The 23,141-nt window shown below is 71.5% G+C and carries 20 protein-coding genes and 1 pseudogene; 8 read left to right on the top strand and 13 right to left on the bottom strand.

The window, feature by feature from the left end:
* Positions 1-251: 251 nt before the first annotated feature.
* The 11 genes from R4Z63_RS18935 to R4Z63_RS18885 form a co-directional block, all read right to left on the bottom strand.
* A complete protein-coding gene (locus tag R4Z63_RS18935; protein ID WP_037918887.1) occupies positions 252-644 on the bottom strand; it encodes a YccF domain-containing protein in 393 nt (130 codons plus the stop codon).
* Complete coding sequence (gene htpX / locus R4Z63_RS18930; protein ID WP_037918886.1) at positions 641-1,504, bottom strand: zinc metalloprotease HtpX; 864 nt, start codon at positions 1,502-1,504, stop codon at positions 641-643. Before htpX ends, R4Z63_RS18935 begins: the two co-directional genes overlap by 4 nt.
* 206 nt (positions 1,505-1,710) lie before the next feature.
* Complete coding sequence (locus R4Z63_RS18925) at positions 1,711-3,243, bottom strand: NADH-quinone oxidoreductase subunit N (RefSeq protein ID WP_384451596.1); 1,533 nt, start codon at positions 3,241-3,243, stop codon at positions 1,711-1,713.
* Complete coding sequence (locus tag R4Z63_RS18920; protein WP_491522563.1) at positions 3,240-6,878, bottom strand: NADH-quinone oxidoreductase subunit M; 3,639 nt, start codon at positions 6,876-6,878, stop codon at positions 3,240-3,242. Before R4Z63_RS18920 ends, R4Z63_RS18925 begins: the two co-directional genes overlap by 4 nt.
* Positions 6,875-7,252, bottom strand: a complete 378-nt coding sequence (gene nuoK, locus R4Z63_RS18915) for an NADH-quinone oxidoreductase subunit NuoK (RefSeq protein WP_037918881.1) — start codon at positions 7,250-7,252, stop codon at positions 6,875-6,877. Before nuoK ends, R4Z63_RS18920 begins: the two co-directional genes overlap by 4 nt.
* Positions 7,252-7,839 (bottom strand): NADH-quinone oxidoreductase subunit J family protein, encoded by a 588-nt coding sequence (locus R4Z63_RS18910; RefSeq protein WP_370466479.1) that lies wholly within the window; start codon positions 7,837-7,839, stop codon positions 7,252-7,254. Before R4Z63_RS18910 ends, nuoK begins: the two co-directional genes overlap by 1 nt.
* Entirely contained in the window at positions 7,836-8,447 is a 612-nt protein-coding gene (locus R4Z63_RS18905) for a NuoI/complex I 23 kDa subunit family protein (protein WP_384451601.1), read from the bottom strand. The genes R4Z63_RS18910 and R4Z63_RS18905 overlap by 4 nt, the downstream gene beginning before the upstream one ends.
* Positions 8,447-9,415: a complex I subunit 1/NuoH family protein gene (locus R4Z63_RS18900; protein WP_037918878.1), complete on the bottom strand. Its 969-nt coding sequence runs from the start codon at positions 9,413-9,415 to the stop codon at positions 8,447-8,449. Before R4Z63_RS18900 ends, R4Z63_RS18905 begins: the two co-directional genes overlap by 1 nt.
* On the bottom strand, positions 9,412-10,545 hold the full coding sequence (locus R4Z63_RS18895; protein WP_384451605.1) for an NADH-quinone oxidoreductase subunit C: 1,134 nt from the start codon (positions 10,543-10,545) through the stop codon (positions 9,412-9,414). Before R4Z63_RS18895 ends, R4Z63_RS18900 begins: the two co-directional genes overlap by 4 nt.
* Positions 10,542-11,135: an NADH-quinone oxidoreductase subunit B gene (locus R4Z63_RS18890; protein ID WP_037918876.1), complete on the bottom strand. Its 594-nt coding sequence runs from the start codon at positions 11,133-11,135 to the stop codon at positions 10,542-10,544. Before R4Z63_RS18890 ends, R4Z63_RS18895 begins: the two co-directional genes overlap by 4 nt.
* Complete coding sequence (locus R4Z63_RS18885; RefSeq protein ID WP_037918874.1) at positions 11,126-11,533, bottom strand: NADH-quinone oxidoreductase subunit A; 408 nt, start codon at positions 11,531-11,533, stop codon at positions 11,126-11,128. The genes R4Z63_RS18890 and R4Z63_RS18885 overlap by 10 nt, the downstream gene beginning before the upstream one ends.
* A gap of 147 nt (positions 11,534-11,680) precedes the next feature.
* On the opposite strand from R4Z63_RS18885, the gene R4Z63_RS18880 reads away from it, so the two are divergent.
* From R4Z63_RS18880 to R4Z63_RS18845, 8 genes and pseudogenes are all read left to right on the top strand, one after another.
* On the top strand, positions 11,681-12,871 hold the full coding sequence (locus R4Z63_RS18880) for a sensor histidine kinase (protein WP_384451610.1): 1,191 nt from the start codon (positions 11,681-11,683) through the stop codon (positions 12,869-12,871).
* A gap of 283 nt (positions 12,872-13,154) precedes the next feature.
* Positions 13,155-14,456 (top strand): sensor histidine kinase, encoded by a 1,302-nt coding sequence (locus R4Z63_RS18875; RefSeq protein ID WP_384451613.1) that lies wholly within the window; start codon positions 13,155-13,157, stop codon positions 14,454-14,456.
* Between the two features lie 446 nt (positions 14,457-14,902).
* Complete coding sequence (locus R4Z63_RS18870) at positions 14,903-15,562, top strand: response regulator transcription factor (protein ID WP_037918870.1); 660 nt, start codon at positions 14,903-14,905, stop codon at positions 15,560-15,562.
* 151 nt (positions 15,563-15,713) lie between these two features.
* Positions 15,714-17,656, top strand: a pseudogene (locus R4Z63_RS18865) (2-oxoacid:acceptor oxidoreductase subunit alpha).
* On the top strand, positions 17,649-18,728 hold the full coding sequence (locus tag R4Z63_RS18860; RefSeq protein ID WP_491522562.1) for a 2-oxoacid:ferredoxin oxidoreductase subunit beta: 1,080 nt from the start codon (positions 17,649-17,651) through the stop codon (positions 18,726-18,728). The pseudogene R4Z63_RS18865 and the gene R4Z63_RS18860 overlap by 8 nt, the downstream one beginning before the upstream one ends.
* Positions 18,729-18,883: 155 nt before the next feature.
* On the top strand, positions 18,884-19,738 hold the full coding sequence (locus tag R4Z63_RS18855) for an NAD(P)H-binding protein (RefSeq protein WP_384446394.1): 855 nt from the start codon (positions 18,884-18,886) through the stop codon (positions 19,736-19,738).
* Positions 19,739-19,906: 168 nt separating this feature from the next.
* Positions 19,907-20,851, top strand: coding sequence for an EamA family transporter RarD (rarD, locus tag R4Z63_RS18850; RefSeq protein ID WP_384446392.1), 945 nt, complete (start codon positions 19,907-19,909; stop codon positions 20,849-20,851).
* Positions 20,852-21,082: 231 nt separating this feature from the next.
* Positions 21,083-22,399 (top strand): M28 family metallopeptidase, encoded by a 1,317-nt coding sequence (locus R4Z63_RS18845; RefSeq protein WP_037918860.1) that lies wholly within the window; start codon positions 21,083-21,085, stop codon positions 22,397-22,399.
* A 121-nt stretch (positions 22,400-22,520) separates the two neighbouring features.
* Here the strand turns inward: R4Z63_RS18845 and R4Z63_RS18840 are convergent, their stop codons facing one another.
* Positions 22,521-22,937 (bottom strand): hypothetical protein, encoded by a 417-nt coding sequence (locus R4Z63_RS18840; RefSeq protein ID WP_236647541.1) that lies wholly within the window; start codon positions 22,935-22,937, stop codon positions 22,521-22,523.
* Positions 22,934-23,137 carry a hypothetical protein gene (locus R4Z63_RS18835; protein ID WP_236647540.1) on the bottom strand — a complete coding sequence of 68 codons (204 nt, stop codon included), beginning with the start codon at positions 23,135-23,137 and terminating at the stop codon, positions 22,934-22,936. The genes R4Z63_RS18840 and R4Z63_RS18835 overlap by 4 nt, the downstream gene beginning before the upstream one ends.
* Between the last annotated feature and the right edge of the window lie 4 nt (positions 23,138-23,141).

The raw sequence follows: 23,141 nt of genomic DNA, 5'->3' as shown, positions 1-23,141 counted from the left end.
GCCGCATTCCGCCGCCCTCGGCGCGGACGGCCTCCTGGGGGCCCAACGGGGCGGGCGGGCACTTTCCACGGGCCCGCGGGGAGTTGCGCGCACGGTCTGTGATGTGCTCCGGCAACTGCTTGGTTTCGTCCATGCGTTCATGCGTTCATGGTGACGCACACCGCCGACCACGCGCCCGCCCTGTGGAAAACCGCGCCGCGGACGGGCCTGGCCCGTCCGCGGCGCGGTGTCGAACTGTCGCTTCCGCAGTGTCAGCGGGAGGCGAACGGGGCGTCCGTGGGGACGATCTCGCGGCCCAGCGGGAGCAGCGAGAGCGGGACCATCTTGAAGTTGGCGATGCCGAACGGGATGCCGATGATCGTGAGGCAGAGGGCGATGCCGGTGGCGATGTGGCCGAGGGCCAGCCACCAGCCGGCCAGCACCAGCCACAGGACGTTGCCGATGCAGGACGGGGCGCCCGCGTCGTGGCGCTCGACCGTGGTGTAGCCGAACGGCCAGAGGGCGTAGACCGCGATGCGGAAGGCGGCGATGCCGAACGGGATGCCGATGATGGTGATGCAGAGGAGCACACCCGCGAGCAGGTATCCCAGGAACAGCCAGATGCCGCTGAGGATGAGCCAGATGACGTTCAGGATTGTCTTCATTGGCGGCGGCCTGCCATCTGTTCGAGCCGGGCGATGCGCTCGGCCATCGGAGGGTGGGTGGAGAACATCTTGGAAAGTCCCGCGCCGGGCCGGAACGGGTTGGCGATCATCATATGACTCGCTGTTTCCAGACGGGGCTCCGGCGGCAGCGGGAGTTGCTTGGTCCCGGCGTCGAGCTTGCGCAGGGCGCTGGCCAGGGCCAGCGGGTCCCCGGTGAGCTGCGCTCCGGAGGCGTCGGCCTCGTACTCGCGCGAGCGGCTGATGGCCAGCTGGATCACCGAGGCGGCCAGCGGGCCCAGGATCATGATCAGCAGCAGGCCGATCAGCCCGGGGCCCTCGTCGTCGTTCGACCGGCCGATGGGGATGAGCCAGGCGAAGTTCACCAGGAACATGATCACCGAGGCGAGCGCCCCGGCCACCGAGGAGATGAGGATGTCGCGGTTGTAGACGTGGCTGAGCTCGTGACCGATGACCCCGCGCAGCTCGCGCTCGTCGAGGATGCGCAGGATGCCCTCGGTGCAGCAGACCGCGGCGTTGCGCGGGTTGCGGCCGGTGGCGAAGGCGTTCGGCGCCTCGGTGGGTGAGATGTAGAGCCGTGGCATGGGCTGGCGCGCGGACGTGGAGAGCTCGCGCACCATGCGGTAGAGCTGCGGCGCCTCGAACTCGCTCACGGGGCGGGCGCGCATCGCGCGCAGAGCCAGCTTGTCGCTGTTCCAGTACGCGTAGGCGTTCGTCCCGAGTGCGACGAGGACGGCGACGATCAGGCCGGTCCGTCCGAAGAAGCTGCCGATCAAGATGATGAGTGCGGACAGCCCGCCGAGGAGTACGGCGGTCTTGAGCCCGTTGTGCCGGCGGTGCACGGTACGCCCTCCAAGTGGTGCGGCAGGGGAGCCCGTCATGGATCTGAGGGTCTACGGTCCAGTGGACCCTCCCTTCCTGGTCAACGCGAGGTGACGGCGTCTGGTTCCCAGGGCGTGCCGGAGCGGCGGCCCGCCGCCGCCCCCTCGGCGGGGGTGGCGGGGCCGCCGCGCGCGTTACTCCGTACGGGGCAGCCGCCCCGCTCCGGCTACTGCGTGAAGAGGCTTCCCGACGCGACGCGCAGGACGAGCTGCGGGGCGCCCGAGAGGACGACCGCGGTGATCGCGGTCGCGACGATGGCCGCCGCAACCGGCCAGGGGGCCTTCGTACGGGCCTGTGCGCCTTCTGCGCCCTCGGGGACGCGGAAGAGCAGCGCCGTCCAGCGCAGGTAGTAGTACAGGGCGATGACGACGTTGACCGCCATGACCGCGGCCAGCCAGCCCAGGCCCGCGTCGACGGCGGACCGGAAGACGGTGACCTTGGCGAAGAGGCCGATGATGCCCGGCGGCAGACCTGCCAGGCAGAGCAGGAAGAAGGCGAGGGACAGCGCGGCCAGGGGGCGCTCGGCGTACAGGCCTCGGTAGTCGCTGATGCGGTGCAGCGGCTTGGTGCGGGCGACGAGGGCGGCCACGGCGAAGGCTCCGAGGTTCACGGCCGCGTACATGAGCGCGTAGGCGAGGGTGGAGCCGATCTGGTCGCGCTCGGCGTACGCCGCCGCGGCGATCGGGACCAGCAGGTAGCCGGCCTGGCCGACCGAGGACCAGGCGAGCAGCCGTACGGCGCTGTGCGGGCGGTCCGCGGACTGCCGCACGGCGGCGGCGTTGCCCAGGGTCATGGTGAGCGCGGCGAGGACTGCGACGGCCGGGCCCCAGACCTGCGCGTACGCCGGGAAGGCGATCACCGTGACGAGGATGAGGCCGGTGAAGCCGACGGCCTTGCCGATCACCGAGAGGTAGCCGGCGATGGTGAGGGGAGCTCCGACGTAGGTGTCGGGCACCCAGAAGTGGAAGGGGACGGCCGCGGTCTTGAACGCGAAGCCGACCAGGGTGAGCGCGACACCGGCCACGGCGAGGGTGTCGAACTGCCCGGGGACGTCCTCCAGGCGGTCCGCGACCTGGGTGAGGTGCAGCGAGCCGGTGACGGCGTAGACGAAGCTGACGCCCATCAGCGACACGGCGGTGGCCGTGACGGAGGACAGGAAGAACTTCAGGGCGGCCTCGGAGGAGAGGCGGTCGCCGCGGCGCATGCCCACGAGCGCGAAGGCGGGCAGGGAGGCGACCTCCAGCGCGACGATCAGGGTGGCGAGGTCGCGGGAGGCGGGCAGCAGGGCGGCGCCGGCGGCGGAGGAGAGCAGCAGGAACCAGTACTCGCCCGCGGGCATGCGCGTGTCGCGTACGGCGGTGACCGACAGGAGCGCGGTCAGCAGGGCGCCGGCCAGCACCAGGAACTGGACTACGAGCGTGAAGTGGTCGGCAACGTAGCTGCAGGCCTCGGGGTCGGCGGTGAGGCAGAAGGTGGCGCGGTCGCCGGAGCGCAGCGGCAGCAGGCAGGCAGTCGCGGCGGCCAGGCCGGCTACCGCGGTCCAGCCGAGGACCGGCTTGTGGCGCTCGGCGACGAAGAGGTCGGCGACGAGGACGGCCAGGCCGACGGCGGCGGTGATCACCACGGGTGCGATGGCGAGCCAGTCGACGGACTGGACCAGGCTGGGGGTCTCGGCCGCGAGGACCGTCAGGGCCGTCATGAGTTGCCTCCTGCGAGGAGCTGCTGAACGGCCGGGTCGGTCAGGCCGAGGAGGAGCGCGGGCCACAGGCCGGCGAGGACGGTGAGGGCGACGAGCGGGGTCCAGGCGGCGAACTCGTGGCGCTGGACGTCCGCGACGGTGAGCTCGGGACCCGCTTTCGGGTCTCCCATGCAGACGCGCCGTACGACGACGAGCAGGTAGGCGGCGGTGAGCAGGGTGCCGAACGCGCCGACGGCCGTGTACGTGAGGAACGCGGCGCGGGACAGTCCTTCGGCCGGGTCGAAGGCGCCGAACAGGGCCAGCATCTCGCCCCAGAAGCCGGCCAGTCCCGGCAGGCCCAGGGAGGCGACGGCGGCGAAGGCGAGGAGCGCGCCGAGGCGGGGGGCGCGGCCGTAGAGGGCGGCTCCGGTGGCGCCGGCGAGGGTGTCGAGGTCGGCGGTGCCGTAGCGGTCCTTGAGGGCGCCGACCAGGAAGAAGAGCAGGCCGGTGATCAGGCCGTGCGCGATGTTGGCGAAGAGGGCGCCGTTGACTCCGGTGGGGGTCATGGACGCGATGCCGAGGAGGACGAAGCCCATGTGGCCGACGGAGGAGTAGGCGATGAGGCGCTTGAGGTCGCCCTTGTTCCCCTTGCGGGCCAGCGCCAGGCAGGCCAGCGACCCGTAGACGATGCCGACGACGGCGAAGGCGCCCAGGTAGGGGGCGAAAACGGCCATGCCGTCGGGGGTGGCGGGCAGCAGGATGCGGACGAACCCGTACGTGCCCATCTTGAGCAGGACTCCGGCCAGGAGGACGGATCCGACGGTGGGGGCGGCGGTGTGGGCGTCCGGCAGCCAGCTGTGCAGGGGCCACATCGGGGTCTTCACGGCGAGGCCGAGGCCGATGGAGAGGACGGCCAGCAGTTGGGTCGTGCGGGACAGTTCGCGGCCGTTGTCAGAGGCGAGTGCCACCATGTCGAATGTGTCCGCCGTCACACCGATGAGGAGGATGCCGAGCAACATGACGACGGAGCCGAGGAGCGTGTAGAGGATGAACTTCCAGGCGGCGGCCTGCCGCTGAGCACCGCCCCAGCGGGCGATGAGGAAGTACATCGGGATGAGGACCATCTCGAAGGCGAGGAAGAAGAGCAGCAGGTCGAGGACGGCGAAGGTCGCGAGGGTGCCGGACTCCAGGACGAGGAGCAGCGCGACGAAGGCCTTCGGGGAAGGGCCTGCGGGGAGCTTGGAGTAGCTGTAGAGCGCGCAGAGGAAGAACAGCAGCGCGGTCATCACGAGGAGGGGGAGCGAGATGCCGTCGACACCGAGGTGGATCCGGACGTCCAGCGCCGGGATCCAGCTGATGTCCGTCGTCGCCTGGAAGCGGGACGGTGCGTCGTGGTCGAAGCCGAGGGCGAGTGCGATCGCCGCGGCGAGGATCACGCCGGTCACGGTCACGCCGTGGCGGAGCACGGCCTGCTCGGGGCTGCGGCCCTTGAGGCCGGGCGGGGCCGGCAGGAGGGCCGCGACGGCGCCGAGGAGCGGCGCGGCCACGATGAACGCCAGAAGGAACTGCATCACGGACGGGCTGATATCAATCACGGCTGGCTCACGGCTCACGATCCGGCGTTGACGTTGGCGAGGACGGCGGTGGCGATCGCCCAGGACCACGGCGCCGGCGAGCAGGGCGCTCAGGTAGCTCTGCACGTTGCCGGTCTGGGCCCGGCGGACGAGCCCGCCGAGCAGCCGGGTGCCGGTGCCCGCGCCGCGGACGTACGTGTCCACGACCTCGCGGTCGAGGAAGGCGACGAGGCGGGCCGCGGCACGGACGGGGCGGACGAAGAGCCGGTCGTAGACGGCGTCGAGGTGGAAGCCCTCGGCCGCATGGCGGTGCAGGGGGCCCAGGAGGGCCCGGCCGGGGTCGGCGGCCGGTCCCGCCGGCACGGCGGGGTGCTCATGGGTGACCTCCGCGACCTCGGGCGTTTCGGCCGCGGACTCGGCTGCCGCCGTGGCCGCGGACACGGCGGCGGACACGGCGGCGGGCTGCTCGGCGGCGGCGTTGCCGGCGGGCCCGGCCGCGGGGGCCTCGGCGGCCTTGGCCGTGGCGCGCTGCCAGAAGGCGTAGGTGAGCATCGCGCCGAGGAGGGCGGCACCCGTGCCGAGGACCGATGTGGCCACGGTGGGGGTGAGCGCCCGGCCGTCGAACCAGTCGGCGAGCGAGTCCGCGGCGAGGCCGAAGCCGACCGACGGGATGGCCAGCAGCCACAGCACGCCGGTCATGGCGAGGGGTTCCTTGCCGTGGTCGGGGGCGGCGGCGCCCCGGCCGCGGAAGGCCATCAGCCACAGCCGGGCTGCGTAGGCGGCGGTGAGCAGGGCGGTGAGCACGCCGGCGATCAGCACCAGCCAGCCGGCGGCGGAGGGAGCGGCGTCCGAGTGACCGGTGGCGGTCTGCTCGGCTGCGACGAGGACGGCTTCCTTGGAGAAGAAGCCGGCGAAGGGCGGGATCGCGGCGAGCGCGAGCAGCGCGATCGTCATCGTCCAGAAGGCGTCGGGGATGCGCTTGGCCAGGCCGTCCATCCGGGACATGGCGGCCAGGGAGTTCGTACCGGCAGCGTGGATGATCACGCCCGCGCCCAGGAAGAGGAGCGCTTTGAAGGCGCCGTGGGACAGGAGGTGGAAGACGGCCGCACCGCGGTCGGCGACGGCCAGGGCGCCGGTCATGTAGGCGAGCTGGCCGATGGTGGAGTAGGCGAGCACCCGCTTGATGTCGTCCTGGGCCAGGGCGGCGAGGCCGGAGCCGACCATCGTGACGGCCGCCATGACGGCCATCACCACCAGTGCGGCTGCGGAGGCCGCGAAGACGGGAAGGAGACGGGCGATGAAGTAGACACCGGCGGCGACCATCGTCGCGGCGTGGATCAGCGCGGAGACGGGGGTGGGACCGGCCATCGCGTCGGGGAGCCAGGTGTGCAGCGGGAACTGCGCCGACTTGCCCGCGACTCCGGCGAGCAGGAGCAGTGCGATCAGCGTCGGGTGGTCGAGTCCGCCGGCGGCGACGGTCCCGAGGATCTTTGTGATCCGGAAGGATCCGGCGTCCGTGGCGAGCGCGAACAGGCCGATCAGGAAGGGGACGTCGCCGAGCTTGGTGACGAGGAAGGCCTTCAGGGAGGCGGAGCGGGCCGCTTCGGTCTCCCAGTAGTGGCCGACGAGGAAGTACGAGCAGATGCCCATGACTTCCCAGCCGACCAGCAGCACCATCAGGTCGCCGGAGTAGACGACGAGCAGCATGGCGGAGGTGAACAACGAGACGAGGGACGCGTAGGAGGGGTAGCGCGGGTCGTCGCGGAGGTACGCCGTCGAATAGAGCTGTACGCAGGTGGCGACGACCCCGACGAGGACGGCAACCAGCGCGGCGAAGCCGTCGATGTAGAGCGAGAGGTCGATCGGAACCGAGCCGGTCGGGGTGAGCTCGGTCGCGGTGCTGACGGGCTGCCCGCCGCCCTGGCGGAGGGCGACGGTCACGGCCAGTACGGCGGCGGCGAGCGTCGGCAGGATCGCGAGCGGGCGGACGAATCCGGGGGCGGTGCGGCCGAGCAGCAGGCCCGCCACCGCGCCCAGGAAGGGCAGCAGCGGGACGAGGACGGCGAGGGTCGTGGTGCTCACGCGGCGACCTCCGGCCGGACGCTGCCGGTGCTGGTGCTGTCGGTGCTGTCGTTCGGGCCGGGCTCGTGGCCTTCGGCGGTGTCGCGCAGACGGTCGACGTCCGAGGTGCCGCGGTTGCGGTACACCATCAGTACGATCGCGAGGCCGATGCCGATCTCCGCGGCGGCGATGGCGATGGTGAAGAGGGTGAGGGCCTGGCCGGCGTGCAGGGTGTCGCGCAGCCAGACGTCGAAGGCCACCAGGTTGAGGTTGACGGCGTTGAGCATCAGCTCGACGGACATCAGGACCAGGATGGCGTTGCGGCGGGCGAGCACTCCGTACAGGCCCGTGCAGAACAGGAGCGCCGCGAGCACGGCGGGGTAGGCGAGGTGCATCAGCGCTGCCCCTTGTCTCGGGCGTCGGCGGGGTCGTTGCGGCGGGACAGCACGATGGCGCCGATCAGCGCGGCGAGGAGGAGCACCGAGAGCGCCTCGAAGGGCAGCACCCAGTGCTGGAAGAGGATCTCGCCGGAGACCTTCGTGGAGCCCTGGACCGGCCCGTCCAGGTCGATCCAGGTGGTGCGGAAGGCGTCGACGACGACCCAGACGAGGGCGACCGCGGCGACGACGGCGACGGCGAGGGCGATCCGGCGGTTGCCGGAGTCGGCGTCCGGGGAGCGGCCGATCGGGGCCTTGGTGAGCATGAGCCCGAAGAGGAGCAGCACGACCACGGAGCCGAGGTAGATCAGGACCTGGACCCAGGCGATGAACTCGGCGGTCAGCAGCAGGTACTCCACGGCGATCCCGCCGAGGGCGACGACCAGCCAGAGGGCGGCGTGCACCAGCTGCTTGGTGGTGACCGTGACGAGGGCCGCGCCGAAGGTGGCGAGGCCCACGAGGAGGAAGGCGATCTCGACGCCGGTCGGGGACAGGAATCCGGGCCCGGTGGTGGCGGCTGCGGCCAGGGGGGCGGCGGGGCTCACGCGTCTCCCTCCGGGGTCGGGGTCGGGGTCGTCGGCGGTTCGTCCGCGGCCGCTCGGGCGGCGGCTTCGGCGGCAGCCGCGGCGGCAGCCGCCGCTTCGGCCTTCTCCACCGCCTTGCGGGCGGCGGCGATCTCCTTGGGCTCCTCGGCCTTCGGGTCGAGGGCCGGCGGGGCGGGGACGGTCCACATCCACTCGCGGAGTTTGTCGCGCTCGTGGGTCAGCTCGTGGATGTCGGTCTCCGCGTACTCGAACTCCGGCGACCAGAAGAGGGCGTCGAAGGGGCACACCTCGATGCAGATGCCGCAGTACATGCAGAGGGAGAAGTCGATGGCGAAGCGGTCGAGCACGTTCCGGCTGCGCTCGCGGCCGCCGGGGGTGGCGGCGGGGACCGTCTCCTTGTGGGAGTCGATGTAGATGCACCAGTCGGGGCACTCACGGGCGCAGAGCATGCAGACCGTGCAGTTCTCCTCGAACAGGCCGATGACCCCGCGGGAGCGCGGCGGAAGTTCGGGCTGGACCTCGGGGTACTGGGCCGTGTGAGAGCGCTTCGTCATCGTGCGCAGCGTGACGGCCAGGCCCTTGGCCAGGCCGGATCCGGGGATGGGCATTACTGGATCGCCACCTTCACGATGCCGGTGAGCGCGATCTGGGCGAGCGCGAGCGGGATGAGTGTGGTCCAGGCGAGCTTCTGGAGCTGGTCCTCGCGCAGGCGCGGGTAGCTCACGCGGAGCCAGATCACGACGAAGGCGAGGACCGCGGTCTTGAGCAGGGTCCAGACCCAGCCGAGCCCCTCGGCGCCGAAGGGTCCGTGCCAGCCGCCGAGGAAGAGGACGGTGGTGAGGAAGCAGAGGACGACGATGCCGGCGTACTCGGCGAGCAGGAACAGCGCGAAGCGCAGGCCGGTGTACTCGGTGTACGCGCCAAAGATGATTTCGGAATCGGCGACGGGCATGTCGAAGGGGGGCCGCTGCAGTTCGGCGAGGCCGGCGGTGAAGAACACCAGGGCGCCGGCGATCTGCCAGGGCAGCCACCACCACTCGAAGGCCTCCACGATGCCGGGGAGGGAGACCGTCCCGGCCGCCATCGCCACGGAGGCGGCGGCGAGCAGCATCGGGAGCTCGTAGGCGAGCAGCTGGGCGGCCGTGCGCAGGCCGCCGAGCAGGGAGAACTTGTTGGCGGAAGCCCAGCCGGCCATGAGGGAGCCGAGGACTCCGACGCCCATGACGGCGAGCACGAAGAACAGGCCGGCGTCGATGACCTGGCCGACCGCGCCCTCGCCCGGACCGATCGGGATGGCGAGGAGGACCAGGAGGTACGGCAGCAGGGCGACGGCGGGGGCCAGCCGGAAGATCCTGCGGTCGGCGCCCGCCGGGACGACGTCTTCCTTCTGCGCGAACTTCACGCCGTCGGCGACGAGCTGCGCCCAGCCGTGGAACCCGCCGGCGTACATGGGGCCGAGGCGGCCCTGCATGTGGGCCATCACCTTGTGCTCGGTCTGCCCGACGACGAGCGGGAGCACGAGGAAGACGGCGAAGACGACGATCAGCCGCAGGGCGACGTCGAGGACGTCGTTCACGCGTCGCCTCCGTTGTCGGTGGTGGGGTGGGTCTCGGGGGATTCCCCGGGCTCGGCCTGCGCGGCCCGCTCGGGGCCGGACTCGTCGTAGGCGGGCTTCGGGTCGTGCCAAGGGGCGTCGGAGCTGCGCGGGGCGGGGCGGCGCGGCGCGCGTGCAGCGGGCTCCGTGGCCGGCGGGCCGGCGTCCGGCGCGGCCGGCGTCGTGCCCGGGTCCTGGCTCGCCGAGCCGTCGGCCGCCGAGCGGGTGCGGCGCGCCGGGCGGGCCGGGGCTTCGGAGGCCTCTGGGCCGGCAGCGGCGGCGTCCGGGGCGGCCTGTTCGGTGGCCGGAGCGGCAGCGGTGTCGGCCGCCTGGCTCGCCGAGCCCTCCGTGACCGAGCGGGTGCGGCGCGCCGGGCGGGCCGGGGTCTGCGGGGTGGCGGCCTCGGCGGTCTGGGTGGCCGAGCCCTCGGCGACCGAGCGGGTGCGGCGGACGGGGGCGCCCTCGCGCGGGGTGCGGGCGGCGCCTGCACCGGCGGCCCGCGGGGTGCGGGCGGGGCGGGCCGGAGCCGGCGGGAGCTGGCCCTTCATGGGGCCCCAGTCGTTGGGGTCCGGCACGCCGGGCGGAAGCATCTGCCGGCGCTTCGGGGCGTCGGGGTCGTGGGCCTCACCCGGCTCCTTCGCCCCCGGCCAGGCCTTCGCGACGCGCGCGGCCAGCACGAAGTCCTTGCGCAGCGGGTGTCCCTCGAAGTTCTCCGGGAGGAGCAGGTGCACCAGGTGCGGGTGGTCGGTGAAGGTGATCCCGAACATCTCGAACGTCTCGCGCTCGTGCCATTCCGCCCCCGCGTACAGGGCCACGGCCGACGGCAGCGAGGGGGAGCCGTGCGGGACGGTCGTGCGCAGCAGGAGCCGGCGTACGCGGCGGTTCTCCAGCGAGGCGACGTGCGCGCAGACCCGGAAGCCGGTGCCGGGCTCGTCCACGGCGCTCAGCCAGTCGAAGTACGTGCAGCCCAGCTTGTCCCGGGCGATCTCCAGCGAGGAGATCCAGGAGCCGACGGGCACGTCGACGGTGAGGACGTCGTACGAGAGCTCGGCCACGGCCTCGGCGCCGAAGAGCGTCGGCGCGGCGTCGGGGAGGGAGTCGTAGAGGTTCACGCGCCGGCCCCCTGCCCGGGTGCCGGCGGGGCCGTGACCAGGCCGCTGGTCAGCTGGGAGACGGACGGCCCCGACGCATAGCGGTCGGCCAGCGACTCACGGGCGATCTTCTCCTGGAGCTTGAGGATGCCCTGCAGGAGCGCCTCCGGGCGCGGCGGGCAGCCGGGCACGTAGACGTCGACGGGGATGATCTGGTCGACGCCCTTCGTCACCGAGTACGAGTCCCAGTACGGGCCGCCGCAGTTGGAGCAGGCGCCGAAGGAGATGACGTACTTCGGCTCCGGCATCTGCTCGTAGAGCCGCTTGACCGCGGGGGCCATCTTGTCCGTGACGGTGCCCGAGACGATCATCAGATCGGCCTGGCGCGGACCCGGTGCGAACGGGATGACGCCGAGGCGGATGAAGTCGTGCCGGGCCATCGACGCGGCGATGAACTCGATCGCGCAGCAGGCCAGGCCGAAGTTGAAGACCCACAGGCTGTACCGGCGGCCCCAGTTCAGGACCACCTTCATCGGTTCCGGGGCCAGGCGGGAGAGGACTCCGAGGCGCTTGGGCTCGGGGAGCAGCTCCGGCTGAGGTGTCACGTCCATTCGAGGACGCCCTTCTTGTACGCATAGAGCAGGCCGACGGCCAGGAAGCCCAGGAAGATGAACATCTCGACCAGGGTCGTGGCGCCGTAGCCGGCGGCGGCGAACACCGTCGCCCACGGGAACAGGAAGATCGAGTCGACGGCGAAGATGACGTAGAGGAACGCGTAGACGTAGTAGCGGACCTGGGTGTGCGCCCAGCCCTCGCCGACGGGGTCCACGCCGCATTCGTAGGTCAGCAGCTTCTCGGGGGTCGGGACGACGGGCCGCAGGAGGCGGCCCGCGCCGAAGGCGACGGCCACGAAGAGCACACCGAGGGCTGCGAGCAGACCGACGACCGAATAACTCCGGAAGTAGTCCGCCGCGAGCACGGTTACGGTCGATACCGTTGCTTCGGGCACGTCCGTTCCTCGCTCCTCGGTCACTGTCGACGATCTGGTACGGACGGGAGTCTAGGGCCTGCCCCACACGGGGTGGGGTTATCCCCCGTTCACAGCACCCCGGCCACCCCATGGCACCAGCGAGTCCCGCTTGACAGGCTGTGGCGCATGACCACGAGCCCGGCCATCGCCGACACCGACCGACCTCCCCCCGTACGGCCCGTGTTCAGCGCCGTCACGTTGAAGGAAATCGCCCATCTGGTGACCAATCTGCCGGAGGCGGTCGTCGGTTTTGTTTACGCGGTCGTCATGATTTCCACCGCGGGCGGTCTTTCCGTGACCGCGATCGGACTTCCTTTGCTTGCGGTCGGCCTCCTTCTGTCTCGGCAATGGGGACGGCTGGAGCGGGCCCGCGCACGGTTGCTCCTGGGCGTGGGGGTGGAGGAGCCGACCCCGCTCCCCGGTCCGCGGCGGTCCGGCGGCTTCTTCCCCTGGCTGTGGACGAGCATCAAGGATCCGGTCGGCTGGCGGGCCGTGCTGTACCAGCTGATCCGGCTGCCCTGGGGGATGCTCACCTTCACGGTAGTCCTGACCGGGCTGTTCGTGCTGTGGCCGGTGCTGCCGTATCTGGTGCGGCTGCTCGCGAACGTGGACCGCGCGATGGTGCGGGGCCTGCTGTCGCCCTCCGACGACCTGGAGCGTCGGATCGCGGAGCTGGAGTCCGACCGGGGCGTGGTCGTGGACACGGCCGCCGCCGACCTGCGGCGCATCGAGCGGGACCTTCACGACGGGGCGCAGGCGCGGCTGGTCGCGCTGGCGATGGGGCTGGGCCTGGCGAAGGAGAAGCTGCTGGAGGACCCCGAGGGCGCTGCGGCGATGGTCGACGAGGCCCACGACGAGGTGAAGCTGGCGCTCCAGGAGCTGCGGGACCTGGCCCGCGGGATCCACCCGGCCGTGCTGACCGACCGGGGTCTGGATGCGGCGCTGTCGTCGGTGGCGGCGCGGTGCGTGGTGCCGGTGAAGGTGTTGGTGGACCTGCCGACGGGACCGCAGGCGCGGCCGGCCGAGGCGATCGAGGGCATCGCGTACTTCGTGGTGTCCGAACTGCTGCAGAACGTCAGCAAGCACGCGAGGGCGCGGGGGGCGACCGTGGAGGTCTGGCGGGCAGGGGCGCGGCTGATGATCCGGGTGTCCGATGACGGGCGGGGCGGGGCGGACACGTCCGGCGGGACGGGGCTGGCGGGGCTGGCCGAGCGGCTGGGCGCGGTGGACGGGGTGCTGGTCGTCGACTCCCCCGAGGGGGAGGGGACGGTGGTGACGGCGGAGCTGCCGTGGCGTGACCGCCGGGGCCGACTCTGAGGCGCGCGAGGTGCAGCCGGTGTGTGGTCGTGGGTGGTGCTTCCGTCCAGGGGTGAGCGGGCTCCCGTCCAGGGGTGGGCGGGGGCCCGTCCGTGTGTCCGGCTCGCGGCCGCTCCCCGGGGCTCCGGTTCCGGCTCCGGCTCCGGCTCCGGCTCCGGCGGTGCCGCATCGACAGGGGTGGGGTTATCCCCCGGGTGGAGAGGCCCACCCGCCGCATGGTCCGGGGGTGGCGGCGGGCGGGAGGGTGGGGGTGTGGCCGAGGAGTGGAAGGGCGGGACGTGAGATGGACGACGGCAAGGGCGGGCGGGGCGGGGTCGGTGCGGTGCTGCTGGCCCCGGTGGCGGGGCGGACCTGGCGGGAGTTCGCGTACCTCCTGGTCGGGCTGCCGCTGAGCACGCTGTACTTCTCCCTCACCATCACCGGCGTGAGCCTCGGTGCCGGCCTGCTCGTCACCTTCTTGGGCGTCCCGGTACTGGCGGGGGTGCTGGCCATGTGCCGCGGGTTCGGGCGGCTGGAGCGGATCCGGGTGCGCGTGCTGCTCGGGGCGCACATCAGCGAGCCGGCGCCGATCCGTGCGAAGAAGAGCGGGCCGCTCGCCGCCATGGGCGCGGTCCTGCGCAGCGGCAGCGCCTGGCGGCACGCGCTGTACTCCGTGATCCACTTCCCGTGGGCGGTGTTCGCCTTCTGCGTGGCACTGACCTTCTGGGCGGTCGGCTGGACGTACCTGCTGTACCCGCTGTGGTTCTGGGTCCTCCCCACCTGGACCGACCAGCCGGGGCTCCAGCTCTTCCAGAACGACGACTACTCCTTCTACCTCGACTCGCCCGCGGAGATCGCCCTCACCTGCCTCGTCGGGCTGGCCGTCACTCTCGCCACCCCGTGGCTGTTCAGGGCGCTGACCACGGTGGACCGGGTCGTGGTCGGCGGGCTGCTCGGTGCGTCCCGGCTGGACAGCCGGGTCACCGAGCTGGAGTCCGACCGGGGGGTCGTCGTGGACACCGCCGCCGCCGACCTGCGGCGCATCGAACGGGATCTGCACGACGGTGCCCAGGCACGGCTGGCGGCGCTGGCGATGGACCTGGGGCTGGCGAAGGAGAAGTTCGGCCAGGACCCCCAGGCCGCCGCCCGCATGGTGGACGAGGCGCACGGCGAGGTGAAGACCGCCTTGCAGGAGCTGCGGGACCTGGCCCGCGGAATCCACCCGGCCGTGCTGACCGACCGCGGGCTGGACGCCGCGCTGTCCTCGGTGGCCGCCCGGTGCACCGTGCCGGTACGGGTGGAAGTGGACCTCGCGGCCAGGCCGGCCGCGGCCATCGAGGGGATTGCGTACGCCACGGTCTCGGAGTTGCTGCAGAACATCGGCAGGCACTCCGCGGCCCGATCGGCCTCGGTGGACGTGTGGCGGTCCGGGGGGCGGCTGCTGCTCCGGGTGGCCGATGACGGCCGGGGCGGCGCGAGCGTGCGGGCCGGGACGGGGCTGGCGGCGCTCGCCGAGCGGCTGGACGCCGTGGACGGGGTGCTGGTCGTCGACTCCCCCGAGGGCGGGGGCACGACGGTCACCGCCGAGCTGCCGTGGCGGTCCTGACGCCGGTGCGGAGCCGTGGGACCCCCGTCCGGGTGGGCCGGGGGTCCGTCCGCGCGCCCGCCCCACCGCCGCCTCCCGGCCCGCTTCCCCGAACCCCGCGCCCCGGACTCCCGGGCCGCACCGGAGGGCGCCCCGGGCGGGGCTGAAACGGCGCGGCGCCGCCGCTCAGGATCCTCGGACGGGAACCCGGGGTGGGCATCCGGACGGAAATCCGGGGCGGCGTCCGAGCGGGAATCCGGGCCGCGGACGCCGACGCGGCCGGACGGCGCCGGCTCCCGTGGATCCGGAGCTCTGGCTTCCATCAGCTCGGTGTGCGAAAACTCCCCTCGTACGCCCACGTGTTGTCCCGGCTCTGCCTTCACCGGGACTCAAGGCTGGGATGCTTGGCTGAGTCGGGCAGTACGGGAACGAGTGGACGCGGGAGCTGCTGAGTCGTGGAAGACAGGGTGCGGGTGGTCATCGCCGAGGATTCCGTACTGCTGCGCGAGGGCCTGACCCGGTTGCTGACGGACCGGGGGCATGACGTCGTGGCGGGCGTCGGGGACGGGGAGGCCCTGATCAAGACGGTGGCGGACCTCGCCGCCGAGGATGCGCTGCCCGACGTGGTGGTGGCGGACGTGCGCATGCCGCCGACGCACACCGACGAGGGCGTGCGGGCCGCCGTACGGCTGCGGCGCGACCATCCCGGGATAGGCGTGCTGGTGCTGTCGCAGTACGTGGAGGAGCAGTACGCCACGGAGCTCCTGGCCGGTTCCAGTACCGGAGTGGGGTATCTGCTGAAGGACCGGGTGGCCGAGGTGCGCGAGTTCCTGGACGCCGTGGTCCGGGTGGCCAGGGGCGGCACCGCCCTGGATCCCGAGGTCGTCGCCCAGCTGCTGGGGCGCAGCCGGAAACAGGACGTCCTGGCGGGTCTGACGCCGCGCGAGCGCGAGGTGCTGGGGCTGATGGCCGAGGGCCGTACCAATTCCGCCGTGGCCAAGCAGCTGGTCGTGAGCGACGGAGCGGTGGAGAAGCACGTCGGCAACATCTTCATGAAACTGGGCCTGTCGCCGAGTGAAGGGGATCACCGGCGCGTACTGGCCGTTCTCACCTATCTGAAATCTTGATCGACTGAAACTTTGTCAGATACGGCATACCGGCAGGGCCGTCTCGAATTATGGCCCTACGGTCCAGAATGTGGTCGCTCCTGGGGGCCTGATCCCTACCGTCGTAGGGTGGGTCATGGGGGTGCTCACGCCTCGAAGGAGGTCCAGTTCAGTGACCAGCCAGGTCAGCAGCCCAGCCGAGCAGGCCGACGGGGCCGGGGGTGCGGTTGTCGGTGGACAGCGCACTCCGGGCAGTCCGGACGGCAAGGAAGTACGGCGACTCGATCGGGTGATCATCCGGTTCGCGGGTGACTCCGGTGACGGCATGCAGCTCACCGGTGACCGGTTCACCTCGGAGACCGCGTCGTTCGGGAACGACCTGTCGACACTGCCGAACTTCCCGGCCGAGATCCGCGCCCCCGCCGGCACCCTGCCGGGCGTCTCCTCCTTCCAGCTCCACTTCGCCGACCACGACATCCTCACGCCGGGCGACGCCCCGAACGTGCTGGTGGCGATGAATCCGGCGGCCCTGAAGGCGAACATTGCGGACGTGCCGCGCGGCGCCGAGATCATCGTCAACACGGACGAGTTCACCAAGCGCCCGATGGCGAAGGTGGGCTACGAGACCTCGCCCCTGGAGGACGGCTCGCTGGCCGCCTACAACCTGCACCCGGTGCCGCTGACCACGCTCACGGTCGAGGCGCTGAAGGGTTTCGGGCTGTCCCGCAAGGAGGCCGGCCGCAGCAAGAACATGTTCGCGCTGGGGCTGCTGTCCTGGATGTACCACCGGCCCACCGAGGGCACGGAGCGTTTCCTGCGGCAGAAGTTCGCGAAGAAGCCGAACATCGTCGAGGCGAACGTGGCCGCGTTCCGCGCCGGCTGGAACTTCGGCGAGACGACGGAGGACTTCGCCGTCTCCTACGAGGTGGCACCCGCGACCCAGGCCTTCCCCACCGGCACCTACCGCAACATCTCCGGGAACGTGGCTCTCTCGTACGGCCTGATCGCGGCGGGCCGGCAGGCCGATCTGCCGCTCTATCTGGGCTCCTACCCGATCACGCCGGCCTCGGACATCCTGCACGAGCTGAGCAAGCACAAGAACTTCGGGGTGCGCACGTTCCAGGCCGAGGACGAGATCGCCGGGATCGGCGCGGCGCTCGGCGCCGCGTTCGGCGGCGCACTCGCGGTGACCACCACCTCCGGGCCGGGCGTCGCCCTCAAGTCGGAGACGATCGGCCTGGCGGTCTCCCTGGAGCTGCCGCTGTTGATCGTGGACATCCAGCGCGGCGGCCCCTCCACCGGTCTGCCGACGAAGACGGAGCAGTCCGACCTGCTGCAGGCGATGTACGGGCGCAACGGCGAGGCGCCGGTCCCGGTCGTCGCCCCGCGCACCCCGGCCGACTGCTTCGACGCGGCCCTCGACGCGGCCCGGATCGCGCTGACCTACCGCACCCCGGTGTTCCTGCTGTCCGACGGCTACCTCGCCAACGGCTCGGAACCGTGGCGGATCCCGGAGGTCGCGGACCTGCCCGACCTGAAGGTCAAGTTCGCCACCGGCGCGAACCACACGCTCGCCGACGGCACCGAGGCCTTCTGGCCCTACAAGCGAGATCCGGAGACCCTGGCCCGACCCTGGGCGGTCCCCGGAACCCCGGGCCTCGAACACCGGATCGGCGGGATCGAGAAGCAGGACGGCACGGGCAACATCTCCTACGACCCGGCCAACCACGACCTCATGGTCCGCACCCGCCAGGCCAAGGTCGACGGCATCGAGGTGCCCGACCTCGACGTCGACGACCCGGACGGCGCCACCACCCTGGTCCTCGGCTGGGTTCCACCTACGGCCCCATCACCGCCGCGGTCCGCCGGCTCCGGGCGGCCGGACTCCCCGTCGCCCAGGCTCACCTGCGCCACCTCAACCCCTTCCCCGGGAATCTCGGCGAGGTCCTTCGGCGTTACCACAAGGTAGTGGTGCCGGAGATGAATCTCGGCCAGCTCGCCACCCTCATCCGCGCGAAATACCTGGTCGACGCCCAGTCGTATCACCAGGTGAACGGAATGCCCTTCAAGGCCGAGCAGCTCGCCAAGGTTCTCAAGGAGGCCATCGATGACTGAGGTGACCGAGGCGACCGACGGGGCGCGGACCCTGCTCTCGCTGGTACCGAAGGCCGAGGGCAAGCAGTCGATGAAGGACTTCAAGTCGGACCAGGAAGTCCGCTGGTGCCCCGGCTGCGGCGACTACGCCGTGCTCGCCACCGTCCAGGGCTTCATGCCCGAGCTCGGACTGGCGAAGGAGAACATCGTCTTCGTCTCCGGCATCGGCTGCTCCTCCCGCTTCCCGTACTACATGAGCACCTACGGGATGCACTCGATCCACGGCCGGGCGCCGGCCATCGCGACGGGCCTGTGCACCTCCCGGCGCGACCTGTCCGTGTGGGTCGTCACGGGGGACGGAGACGCCCTCTCCATCGGCGGAAACCATCTCATCCACGCCCTGCGCCGCAACGTCAACCTCAAGATCCTCCTCTTCAACAACAGGATCTACGGACTCACCAAGGGCCAGTACTCCCCCACCTCCGAGGTCGGCAAGATCACCAAGTCGACGCCGATGGGCTCGCTGGACGCGCCCTTCAACCCGGTGTCGCTGGCGCTCGGCGCCGAGGCGTCGTTCGTCGCCCGCACCGTCGACTCCGACCGCAAGCACCTCACCGAGGTGTTGCGCCAGGCGGCCGACCACCAGGGCACGGCGCTCGTCGAGATCTACCAGAACTGCAACATCTTCAACGACGGCGCCTTCGAGGCCCTCAAGGACAAGGACCGGGCCCGCGAGGCGGTGATCAGGCTGGAGGACGGCCGGCCGATCCGGTTCGGCGCGGACGACGAGAAGGGCGTGGTGCGCAATCAGACCACCGGTGACCTGGAGGTGGTCGACGTGACCCCCGCCAACGAGGGGCGGGTCCTCGTCCACGACGCCCGAGCCGCCAGCCCCGCCACGGCGTTCGCGCTCTCCCGGCTCGCCGACCCGGACACCCTGCACCGGACCCCGATCGGGGTCTTCCGCAGTGTCGAACGACCGGTCTACGACACCCTGATGGCCGACCAGCTCGACGCGGCCGTCGACCGCAGCGGCAAGGGCGACCTGGGCGCACTGCTGAACGGCAGTGACACCTGGACCGTCGTCGGCTGACCGAACCACGCGGACGCGCCGAAGCCCGGACCCCCTCGACGGGTCCGGGCTTCGGCGCGTCCGCCCCCCGAGAGGTAAGCCCTCCCCCGGGAAGCGCTTTCAAAAAGAAAGCGCTTCCCGTAGGGTTGTGCTGTCGTCCATCGAGGAGAACAGTCATGAGCATCGTCGTCACCGCAGCCACCGGAGCCCTGGGCCGCCTCGTCGTCGAGGAACTGCTGGAACGGGTCCCCGCCGACCGCGTCGCCGTCGTCGTCCGCAGCGCGGAGAAGGCCTTCGACCTGGCCGCACGCGGGATCGACGTGCGCGTCGCCGACTACGACGACCCGGCCGCCCTGGCCGTCGCCTTCCGGCCCGGCGACCGGGTGCTGCTGATCTCCGGCAATGAGATCGGGCGGCGCGTCGCGCAGCACACCGCCGTGATCGCTGCCGCGAAGGCGGCGGGCGCGGCACAGCTGGCCTACACCGGCGTCCTCGGCGGCCCGGAGGCGGACTTCGAGCTGGCCTCGGAGCACACCGCCACCGAGCAGGCCGTCCTCGCCTCCGGACTCCCGTATACCTTCCTGCGCAACGGCTGGTACCACGAGAACTACACCCGCGACCTGCCGACCGTGCTCGGGCACGGGGCGGTCCTGGCCAGCGCGGGCGAGGGGCGGGTCGCCTCGGCGGCGCGGGCCGACTACGCGGCGGCCGCCGCCGCGGTGCTCACCGGCGAGGGGCACCTGAACCGGATCTACGAACTCTCCGGCGACACCGCGTGGAGCCTCGCGGAGTACGCGGCCGAGGTCTCGGCACAGAGCGGCAAGGAGATCGCGTACAGCGAGGTCCCGGCCGACGAACACCTCCGGATCCTGACGGACGCCGGGGTGCCGGAGGGGTTCGCCGCGATCATCGTCGACGTGGACGCGGCGATCGCGCGCGGCCGGCTGGCCGGCACCGGCGGAGACCTCGCCCGGCTGATCGGGCGGCCGACGACCCCGGTCGCCCAGGCGATCGGGGCCGCGCTGGCCTGAACCCGCGGACTCCCGGCGGACTCCCGGCGGACTCCCGGCGGGCGCGCCGCCGCGGCCCCGCGAGACGTCACACGGGATGTCATGAGTATCTCCCGATTACGGGCATGACATCTGGGCCCCGCGGCGATAACGTCGTCAAAGTTGGCTGGAAGTCGCACAGGAGGCCCCGTGAAGGCACAGAACGAGCAGCGCGCGGGTTTGCTCTACGGATTCGGCGCTTACGGGATGTGGGGGCTGGTCCCCCTCTTCTGGCCGCTGCTGATGCCTGCCGGGGCCGTCGAGATCCTCGCCCACCGCATGACGTGGTCCCTGGCCGTGGTCGGCCTGGCACTGCTCGCAGTGCGCCGCTGGAGCTGGATACGCGAGCTGCTGAGCCGGCCGCGCAAGCTGGGTCTGACCGCGCTGGCCGCGTCCGTCATCAGCGTGAACTGGGGCCTGTACATCTGGTCGGTCAACAACGGCCACGTCGTCGAGTCGAGCCTCGGCTACTTCATCAACCCGCTGGTCAGCATCGCCATGGGGGTGCTGGTCCTGGGTGAGCGGCTGCGGCGCGCGCAGTGGGTGGCCGTCGGCCTCAGCTTCGTCGCCGTGCTCGTCCTCGCCGTCGGCTACGGGCGGCCGCCGTGGATCTCGCTGGTCCTGGCCTGCTCGTTCGCGACCTACGGCCTGATCAAGAAGAAGCTCAACATGGGCGGGCTGGAGTCGCTGGCCGCCGAGACGGCCATGCTGTTCCTGCCGGCCCTCGGATACCTGCTGTGGCTGGGCGCCCAGGGCCGGTCCAGCTTCGCCTCCCAGGGCGTCGGCCACGCGCTGCTGCTGGCCGCCACCGGCCTGGTCACGGCGATCCCGCTGGTGCTCTTCGGGGCGGCCGCCATCCGCGTTCCGCTGTCCACCCTGGGACTGCTTCAGTACATGGCCCCGGTGTTCCAGTTCGGACTCGGCGTCCTGTACTTCCACGAGGCCATGCCGCCCGAGCGCTGGGCGGGCTTTTCCTTGGTGTGGGCCGCGCTGGCGATCCTGACCTGGGACGCCCTGCGGACCGCTCGGCGCTCCCGCGCCCGGCTGGAGACGGCTCCCGTGATCACCCCGGCGCCGACCCGCGAACCCGCGTAACGACCACACGACGGGCCCGCAACAGCAAACGCTCCGACCCCACGATCCCCGGCACGGACCCTCCGTACCGGGGATCGTCCGTTTTCCGAACTGCCCTGACCGAATCGAGGTCTTGACGGATAGTCATACTCTCGCTGACCATCAGGCTCGCACTTCCGCACTGACGCACTCACGCTCACCTGCTCTCTCGCTCGTTCCGTCATATCCCCAGCGGAATCCCGGAGCCCCCACATGAGCCTGTCCGTCTCCCGGCGCCTCGCTGCCGTGACCGCTCTCGCGGTTGCCGGCCTGTTCGCCTCCACCGCACCCGCCGCACTCGCCGCCCCCACGGCGGTCGCCGCGGCGCCGACCCCGCCCGACATCCCGCTGGCCAACGTCAAGGCCCACCTGTCGCAGCTGTCGACGATCGCCGCGAACAACGGCGGCAACCGCGCCCACGGCCGGGCCGGCTACAAGGCCTCGATCGACTACGTGAAGGCCAAGCTGGACGCGGCGGGCTTCACCACGACGCTGCAGACCTTCACCTCCAGCGGCGCCACCGGCTACAACCTGATCGCCGACTGGCCGGGCGGCGACCCGAACTCGGTCCTGATGTCCGGAGCGCACCTCGACTCCGTCACCTCGGGCGCGGGCATCAACGACAACGGCTCCGGCAGCGCGGCCGTCCTCGAAACCGCCCTCGCCGTCTCCCGGGCCGGGCTGCAGCCCACCAAGCACCTGCGTTTCGGCTGGTGGGGCGCGGAGGAGCTGGGCCTGGTCGGCTCGAAGTACTACGTCAACAACCTCCCGTCGGCCGAGCGGGCCAAGTTCGCCGGGTACCTGAACTTCGACATGATCGGCTCGCCGAACCCCGGCTACTTCGTCTACGACGACGACCCGACGATCGAGCAGACCTTCAAGAACTACTTCGCCGGCCTCGGCGTGCCGACCGAAATCGAGACCGAGGGCGACGGCCGCTCCGACCACGCCTCCTTCAAGAACGTGGGCATACCGGTCGGTGGCCTGTTCACCGGGGCCAGCCGCACCAAGACCTCCGCGCAGGCCCAGAAGTGGGGCGGCACCGCAGGGCAGGCCTTCGACCGCTGCTACCACTCCTCGTGCGACAACACCGCCAACATCAACGACACCGCCCTGGACCGCAACGCGGACGCCATCGCCTACGCGATATGGAACCTGGGCGCGTCGACCCCGGTTCCGCCCGGCCCGTCCTTCGAGAACACGACGGACGTGAACATCCCTGACTCCCCCGCCCCGGCGGTCAACTCGCCGATCACGGTCTCCGGAGTCCCCGGCAACGCCCCCGCCACCACCAAGGTGGACGTGAACATCGTCCACACCTACCGCGGTGACCTGGTGGTCGACCTGGTCGCCCCGGACGGCTCGGTCTACAACCTGCACAACCGCACCGGCGGCAGCGCCGACAACATCGTGGGGTCCTACACCGTCAACGCCTCCAGCGAGGTGGCGAACGGAACGTGGAACCTCCGGGTCAGGGACGCGGCCGCACTGGACGTCGGCTACATCAACAGCTGGAAGATCACCTTCTAGGGCGTTCCAGGGGATTCCGGGAGGTTCCAGGACCTTCCGGAGCCCTGCAGGGCCCTCCGGGCGACCGGCGGTCCCGCCGCGCTCTGGGCTCCGGCGCGATCCACCCGGACCGCGCCGGAGCTCAGCCGTCCTCGGCGCGGGCCGGGGACGAGGCCTCCAGCGGCTCCCTCATCCGGGCCCGCAGCTCCTCGGCCACAGCCGCGACGTCCGCGCGGCCCAGCTTCGCCGCCTCGACCAGGTCGCCGAGTTCCTCCGGCGAGGGCAGCTTCGCGGCTCCGGCCACGCGCAGGTACGAGCGGGTCGCCGCGGCCGCGTAGAACTCGTTCATCGGCGATTCCAGCGCCGGGCAGACCGCCAGGGTGTGCAGGAACGCGGCGGCCCGCCACGCGGTGTCCGGGGCGGGCTGTTCTGGTACCAGCACCAGGTCGTTCTGGTGCCGGGCGACTGCGGCGGCCACCCCGGAGGGATCCCACACCGCGGGATCTGACGGGAGATGGTGGGCCAGAGCGGTCCAGGCCCACTCCATGGTGATCTTCAATTGCCGAACCGCTCCTGGAAGTAGCCCCAGTGATCGGCGAACTCCTCAATGCCGGAGAGGAAGTTCTTCCGGTCCTCGTCGAGCTCGCGTTCGGTGACCTCGGTGATCAGCGCGGTGACCGTCGTCCCCAGCGCCGCCGCACGCGCCTTGAGGCGCTCGTGGAACTCTTCGTTCAGGCGGATGGTGACGTGTCTCGACATGCCC

The sequence above is a fragment of the Streptomyces sp. PL-29 genome (assembly GCF_058344425.1).
The sequence above is the reverse complement of the archived record's forward strand: the minus strand, read 5'-3'. Positions and strand labels throughout refer to the sequence as shown.

Coding starts and splice junctions, on each gene's coding strand:
- R4Z63_RS18935 (WP_037918887.1), bottom strand. CDS start 644: ATGAAGACAATCCTGAACGTCATCTGGCTCATCCTCAGCGGCATCTGG.
- R4Z63_RS18925 (WP_384451596.1), bottom strand. CDS start 3,243: ATGACGGCCCTGACGGTCCTCGCGGCCGAGACCCCCAGCCTGGTCCAG.
- nuoK (WP_037918881.1), bottom strand. CDS start 7,252: ATGCACCTCGCCTACCCCGCCGTGCTCGCGGCGCTCCTGTTCTGCACG.
- R4Z63_RS18905 (WP_384451601.1), bottom strand. CDS start 8,447: ATGCCCATCCCCGGATCCGGCCTGGCCAAGGGCCTGGCCGTCACGCTG.
- R4Z63_RS18890 (WP_037918876.1), bottom strand. CDS start 11,135: ATGGACGTGACACCTCAGCCGGAGCTGCTCCCCGAGCCCAAGCGCCTC.
- R4Z63_RS18880 (WP_384451610.1), top strand. CDS start 11,681: ATGACCACGAGCCCGGCCATCGCCGACACCGACCGACCTCCCCCCGTA.
- R4Z63_RS18875 (WP_384451613.1), top strand. CDS start 13,155: ATGGACGACGGCAAGGGCGGGCGGGGCGGGGTCGGTGCGGTGCTGCTG.
- R4Z63_RS18860 (WP_491522562.1), top strand. CDS start 17,649: ATGACTGAGGTGACCGAGGCGACCGACGGGGCGCGGACCCTGCTCTCG.
- R4Z63_RS18855 (WP_384446394.1), top strand. CDS start 18,884: ATGAGCATCGTCGTCACCGCAGCCACCGGAGCCCTGGGCCGCCTCGTC.
- R4Z63_RS18845 (WP_037918860.1), top strand. CDS start 21,083: ATGAGCCTGTCCGTCTCCCGGCGCCTCGCTGCCGTGACCGCTCTCGCG.
- R4Z63_RS18835 (WP_236647540.1), bottom strand. CDS start 23,137: ATGTCGAGACACGTCACCATCCGCCTGAACGAAGAGTTCCACGAGCGC.